This window comes from Aminivibrio sp. (genome assembly GCF_016756745.1).
Taxonomy (GTDB): Bacteria; Synergistota; Synergistia; order Synergistales; family Aminobacteriaceae; genus Aminivibrio.
The window spans coordinates 1-6,417 of sequence record NZ_JAESIH010000090.1 but is presented as its reverse complement, the minus strand read 5'-3'; the positions used below and the strand labels follow the sequence as shown (position 1 = coordinate 6,417).

At 59.0% G+C, this 6,417-nt stretch carries 4 protein-coding genes; 2 read left to right on the top strand and 2 right to left on the bottom strand.

Annotated elements, in window-relative coordinates:
- Positions 1-854: 854 nt before the first annotated feature.
- Positions 855-938 carry a deoxyribodipyrimidine photo-lyase gene (locus tag JMJ95_RS13950; protein ID WP_367153816.1) on the bottom strand — a complete coding sequence of 28 codons (84 nt, stop codon included), beginning with the start codon at positions 936-938 and terminating at the stop codon, positions 855-857.
- Between the two features lie 148 nt (positions 939-1,086).
- Positions 1,087-1,515 carry a peptidylprolyl isomerase gene (locus JMJ95_RS13625; RefSeq protein WP_290686417.1) on the bottom strand — a complete coding sequence of 143 codons (429 nt, stop codon included), beginning with the start codon at positions 1,513-1,515 and terminating at the stop codon, positions 1,087-1,089.
- 664 nt (positions 1,516-2,179) lie between these two features.
- Between JMJ95_RS13625 and JMJ95_RS13620 the strand changes: the two genes are divergently transcribed.
- Together JMJ95_RS13620 and JMJ95_RS13615 are read left to right on the top strand one after the other, a co-directional pair.
- The gene (locus JMJ95_RS13620; protein WP_290686415.1) at positions 2,180-4,345 is read left to right on the top strand and encodes a TerB N-terminal domain-containing protein; all 2,166 of its coding nucleotides are present in this window, start codon (positions 2,180-2,182) and stop codon (positions 4,343-4,345) included.
- A gap of 372 nt (positions 4,346-4,717) precedes the next feature.
- Positions 4,718-5,767 carry a P1 family peptidase gene (locus JMJ95_RS13615; RefSeq protein ID WP_290686413.1) on the top strand — a complete coding sequence of 350 codons (1,050 nt, stop codon included), beginning with the start codon at positions 4,718-4,720 and terminating at the stop codon, positions 5,765-5,767.
- Positions 5,768-6,417: the final 650 nt, after the last annotated feature.

Sequence of the window (6,417 nt, the reverse complement as noted above, 5' to 3'; positions counted from 1 at the left end):
TGACACTCTCTCTGCCTGAAAACCGGCTGATTTAGGATACATAAAAGGCAGGTTTCAATATAAACGAACGACAGCCTAAATGCTGATCGAAAGAAGTATCTTTCATCTCAATAAACATCTCCTGAAATTACACCTAAAACAAAATACAACCGTATAGTTTTATACTACAGTAAATATAAGAAGCATACCGGTGGTGTAGGTATATCGCTTGTGAGTGTATAGTTTTAAACCACAATAAATGCAATACCCCATAAAAACAATAAAAATGACCAATTGAAGACAAATCTACCTCGAAAAAGAAGTAGCATTACAAGGAATGCCTTCAGAATAAAGAAAAGGGAAGCAATGTTTCACGTGAAACATTGCTTCCCTTTTATATTAAATATCAATTAAGAGATAGATTTTCAGTCCGAATTATTGACTGGCAAAGCGAGTCTTAAATGCACTAAAAGGCGTAGAAAGCACTGACCTATACTGATCTAATGATGTTTCGCTAAGAGCCTAAATCCGCTCATTTTTCAGGCAGAGGGAGTGTCGCCGGGCATACGGTGAATTCGCCCTCCCCAGGGCGAAGAAATTATCCCCTGGGGGAGGGCACCTGAGGTGAGAGAAACCGACACGGATGTCGGTTTCACAAGCAGGCAACCGGCGAACGCAGGGAGCCTCGGGACTCGCTTGGGCAGTTGTCACGGACGACAATCTGCACCCCCCCGCCCAAGCAAGTTCCGGTAACACTTCCTCTGCCTGCGGATTCAGACACGATAAAATCTGTTTTTTTAACGCATTAATCTATAGTATTCAGAGGTTCCCTAAATCCGCAGGTACCAGTGACGCTCCCGCTGCTGGGTGCGGATTTAGGGATTATTTGCCGTATGGACGGCCGTCTTGAGTGCCTGGTTATCTGCGGTCCGCTGATCTCGAGACATCCAGTAGATCACGGGGCCGCTCAGGAAAGGGGCGTCTTTCAGAAGGCGGGGTCACCTGTAAGTCATCGGAGGTGGTTGTTGAAGGCGTAATTTGTATACATATATTTCTATTTCCCGGGAAATAAGTTACGACAAAGGCTTGCCGGCGGCAGGCCTTTGTCTATCCTACTATTTCCAAGAGCTCGACCTTGAAGGTGAGCTCTTTTCCGGCGAGTCGGTGGTTCGCATCGAGCTCAACGGAATCTTCTTCCACCGAGGTCACCGTGACGCTCATGGAGCTTCCTCCTCGGGACATCATCTGGAGGGTGTCGCCTACTGCAGGTTGGTAGTTTTCGGGCATCACGTCCCGGGAGACGGTGAATACCATGTCGTCACGCTTCTTCCCGTATGCTTCGTCCGGGGAGAGGACAAGGGTCCGCTCTTCCCCCACCTTCATACCGACAACCCCTTTGTCGAATCCGGGGATCATCTGCCCGGCCCCCACGGTGAACTCCAGGGGGCTTCTCCCCCTGGACGAGTCGAACACTTCCCCGTCGGAGAGGGTCCCAGTGTAATGGACCCTGATCTTTTTCCCTTTTTCTGCAATCATGTGCTGCTCCTTTCTCCGCCTCTCAGACGGAATGAATTTCTCCGGCCGTACGGCCTGGAAAAGAGTTCCTGTATTGTATGTGCTCAGCCCCACCCCGGCAAGGGGGAATTCTTCACGGTCCGGCCATGTGCTTGCCGCTCACGGCAGAGGATTAGGATGTACAATACTGTGGATCAGGTTTCGGGACCGGGTGCCCCCCAGAGGGGGTGGCTCTTCACCTCCGTCGAGAGCGAATTCACCTTATGCTCGGCGACTCTCTCTCTGCCGGGGAAAATAGTGGATTTAGGGTATTCCGTACCGGAAGTACAACGTCTATATCGACTGGCGATCCTAAATCCGCAGGCACCGGTGAAACTCCAGCTGCCTGCGGATTTCGGTTGCAGCAGGGGTTTTGCTTTCCCGGCGGGCCTTCACAGTCTTCGGGGGCCTCGGAACGTCAGGATACCTCGGCCGTCTTGCCTGGAGGGTCTTCCAGAACAGCGCGCTTTCCCCTTCATCCTTTCTCTCGTTGGTTTTGCCGTCATCCGACTCGTCATTCTCCGGCAGAGAAGGGAGAAGCGGATTACCACCGCTCTCCGTTCCTTCCTTTCCGCCCGGGTGAGAAATTTTCCCGAAAACGGACGTTAGGGGAAAGGAAATATCCGATGAAAAGAGGTCGCTTTTTTTGGAGCTTTTTCTTGCTGCTCTCACCGTGACCATACTCTATAGGACCGCCAGGGCATTTCTACGCCTTGTTTCGGGCAGGAAGGACAGGGAATCTCCGGGGAAGCTCCTGAAGGATTCTGAAACGGGACGCCCCGGTGCCGCGGAGCCCGCCCGGTGGTTCGGCTCTACGGAAATGCCCGCGGTGAACGGATATTCCGTTCCCGGAGGCTTGGTCTACGTGGGAGAAAAGCTCCTTGACTATTCGGGCTTCAATGATCCCTGCCTTCTCAATCCCTCGCTCAGGGCTGCCCCCGGCCTTTCTCCGTCGGCTCCGCTGCCGGAGCAGAAGCTCCACTACGGAAAAATGACCCCGGAGCAGCGGGGAGCCTATCTGTCGTGGCTCGCTGGGGGACGGAATGATCCTGACGCCGCTGTTCCCTATGTTTTCCTGTTCTTTTACGGTCTCGAGCGGCGCCTCATGGTGGACGGCCAGCGGGGAGGCGTATCTCCCGAAGAGCGGTCGGACATGGTGCTGGAAGTCCTCCGGCTGCTCCAGATTTACGGAGGACACCGAACCTTCAGGGGGCACGCCCGGAACCTTCTGGCCATGGAATGGGTTCTCTGGGGGAACCCCGACGATCGGCCCGGCTATATCGACTTCTCCGACAGGTACTGCGCGGAGCCTTTCACAGCCGTGCTTGCCCGGTACGCGGCCCTCGACAGGCCCATACCGGCGGATGCGGCCCTTCAATGGCTGATTCTTCACCCGGAGCAGGGGCTGAAGACCTCCGCAAGACGTTGCCCGGACCTCTTCAGGGAGCTTTTTTTCCTCCGCTACAGAGAAAAGTACGGCGAGGGGATAATTATCCACCCCAACAGGACCCCTCTCACACTCACCTACAGGGCGGCCACGCCCTCCCTCGGGGACTGGCTGAAGATCCGAATCCCGGGGCTGCCGAATCCCTTTGTCCTTACCGCGCCGGTGAAAAGACTGGCGGCCATAGCAGCAAGGTGTGCCGGCGAGCTGGACGGCTACAGCAGATTTTTGGCCCGGGGAGGAAGTCCCGAATCCCCTGAGGCTGCCGCTCTTCTTCCGGCGGAGCTGCTCACCGGTCGTGGTGGCGGAGAACAGCTCCGGGAGAGGCTCGCCCGACTCTGCCCGGAAAACCCCAGCCTGACTGACATGGGGAAAATCCTTGCCGTCCTCGGACAAAGGCCTCCTCTAAAAATGGACCGGGAAAGAGCGGCGGAGATCGCCGATGCACTGGCGGCCTTCGACTTCGGCATGGCCCCCGACCCCGGTATTCACGGCTTTGTCCCGTTGCCGCACGGCCCTGTAGCCCTCTTTTCCCCCCGGATCGTCCCCTCTGCCCGAGAAAAATTTGCCGCCCTGACGGCACTGATCCGACTGGGCAGCCTGGTGGCCCAGGTTTCGGGAGAAGCCACGGAAGGTAAGCGAAGGGTAGTGGAGAATCTCGTTTCCTCCGATGAGACCCTTTCCCAGGAGGAGAAACGGTCCCTTTCAGCCCTCTCTCTATGGGCCTTTGCCGTGCCCCAGGGCGCCGCATATATCAGGGGGGTTCTGAAACACCTTCCGGAGGAGACAAATCGTTCCCTGGGACGTATTCTCGGAGCCATCGCAGCCGCAGACGGCAGGGTGGACCCTTCGGAAGTCCGCGCCATAGGGAAGCTCTACGGCTACCTCGGCCTCAACTGCGACCAGGCGGCCCGGGACATCCACGCTGCTGTGTCCGGCTCGTTCGTCCCATCCGCAGGAACGAACGCAAAGGGGTTCTCCCTGGACATGGATCTCATCCGCCTCAGGCAGGAGGAGGCCCGGGAGGTGAACGGCGTTCTCCGGGAGATAGTCGCCTCCCCGGAAGAAGCCCTCCCCGCACAGAAGCCGCCGGAGGCGGACGATCCCCTCGCCGGCCTGGACGGGTCCCACCGGGAGCTGCTTTCCGCCCTGCTGAAGCGGGAAACATGGCGGAGGCAAGAATATGAATCCCTCTGCGCCTCCCTGTCCCTTCACCCCGACGGAGCGCTGGAAATACTGAACGAATGGGCCTTTCCCGCTGCGGGGGCGCCTCTCGCCGAGGACGGGGATCCCCTTTATATCGACCTATCCCTAGCCCAGGAGGTTCTTTCCCATGGACAGCAGGAAGACGAAAATTCGATCCCATGAGCGGGGCGCCATTCTCCAGTCTCTCCTGGCTGACACCTTCGGCGGCGGTGATGGGCAGCCCGGTACCTGGACGTCCCGGGACCGCCGAATGGCTTGCCGGCATGGTTGGGCGGAAATGATAAAATGAGCGGGCGAGCCGGCCCCGCCGGAGGGCGATCAGATCCCGCTCCGCGTGCTTTGCGGAGGCCCCTCGGGGGCGTGGAGGCGAGAAGTCGGCATGGATGTCGGTTTCACAGGCAGGCAAACGGCGAACGCAGGGAGCCGCGGTGATCGCCCGGGCAGTTGTCATGGACGATGACCCGCGCCCCCGCCCAGGCGGCCATCGGTGACGCTCCCCCTTGCCTGCGGATTTACGCACAGGAGATGAAATTCATGGACTTCCGGAAACGCATGGTCGACTACGGCATAAATACAGGAATACTGCCCCGGGGACCCCGGAACGCCATTACCGACGTGGAGGGAGTCCGGGTGGGACACTGCACCCTGGCCGACGGCCCAGTGCAGACGGGAGTCACCGCCCTTCTGCCCCACGGGGGCAATCTCTTCAGGGAGAAGCTTCTCGCTGCCTGCCACGTGATCAACGGCTTCGGCAAGTCTGCCGGGCTCGTCCAGGTGGAGGAGATGGGCACCCTCGAAACGCCCGTGATCCTCACCAACACCTTCGCCGTAGGGACGGCTTCCGAAGCCCTCGTCAGGCACATGCTGGCGGACAACCCCGACATCGGCCGGGAGACGGGAACGGTCAACCCCGTGGTGTGCGAGTGCAACGACGGCTTCCTCAACGACATCCGGGGTTTCGCCGTCCGGGAGGAGCACGTGCTCCGGGCCCTCGCTTCCGCGTCGGAGAACTTTGACGAGGGGGCCGTCGGGGCGGGCAGGGGCATGTCGTGCCATCAACTCAAGGGCGGCATCGGCACGGCCTCCAGGGTCGTCAGGGTGGAAGGAACTTCCTTCATCCTAGGAGTCCTCGTCCTCTCCAACTATGGCCGGCTGGAGGACTTCCGGGTGGACGGGCGGCACATCGGCCCCGTCATAGGGAAAATCCACCCGCCCCAGGATGAGCAGGGGTCCATTATCGCCGTGATCGCCACTGATATCCCCCTCACGGAGCGTCAGCTCCGCCGGGTCGCCCGCAGGGCGTCCGTGGGCATCACCAGGACCGGGGCCTTCATCGGCAGCGGCAGCGGGGAAATCGCCCTCGCCTTCACCACGGCGAACCGCTTCCTCCACCACGAAACGGCGCCCCTAGTCTCCCTCTCCATGCTGAACGAAAACCATATCAACCTCGCCTTTCGGGCTGCCGCCGAGGCGACGGAAGAAGCGGTGCTCAACTCCATGGTCCGGGCGGAACCCGTCTCCGGAAGGGACGGACATGTCAGGCACTCCCTGGCGGAGTACGCCCATCTCTTCGCTCGGCAGTGATCGGGCTTCGTCGAAAAGGAGAATGATCCCATGAACAGCGGAACGGACTTTCCGAGCCGGGCGGCGGATCTGCACAGGAACTCTTTTGTGACGGACGCCCATTTCGACCTTCTGCCCTTCGTGGTGGAAAAACGGGAGGGGGAGGAGAGGCACGGGTCATCGAGCGGCAGTACCTTCCCGGCCTCCGGGAGGGGGGGACCTGGTGGTCCTCAATCCGCAAATTTTTCAGGCAGAGGGAGTGTCCCCGGGCATACGGTGAATTCATCCTCCCCAGGGGCGAAGAGATCTCGCTCCGCGCTCTTTGCGGAGAGATCCCCCGGAGAAGGGCGCATGAGGTAAGAGAAACCGACACGGATGTCGGTTTCACAGGCAGGCAACCGGCGAACGCAGGGAGCCGCGGGACTCGTTTGGGCAGTTGTCAGGGACGACAATCCGCGCCCCCCGCCCAAGCGAACACAGTTAACGCTCTCCGCTGAGGTGCGGATTCAGGTTCCTTTCGGGGTAATGAAAATTTCCCAAAAAAGTGTATGATACTGAATAAATAGTATAACCAGGAGGGAATCTGATTGGGGATCTACATGAACAATGGTGCCACCACCTGGCCGAAGCCCGAGTGCGTCGCCAAGGCCATGGCTGACTTCCTCACCGGC

Excerpts from the sequence above, each read along its gene's own strand:
- JMJ95_RS13625 (WP_290686417.1), bottom strand. The coding sequence starts at position 1,515 with ATGATTGCAGAAAAAGGGAAAAAGATCAGGGTCCATTACACTGGGACC.
- JMJ95_RS13615 (WP_290686413.1), top strand. The coding sequence starts at position 4,718 with ATGGACTTCCGGAAACGCATGGTCGACTACGGCATAAATACAGGAATA.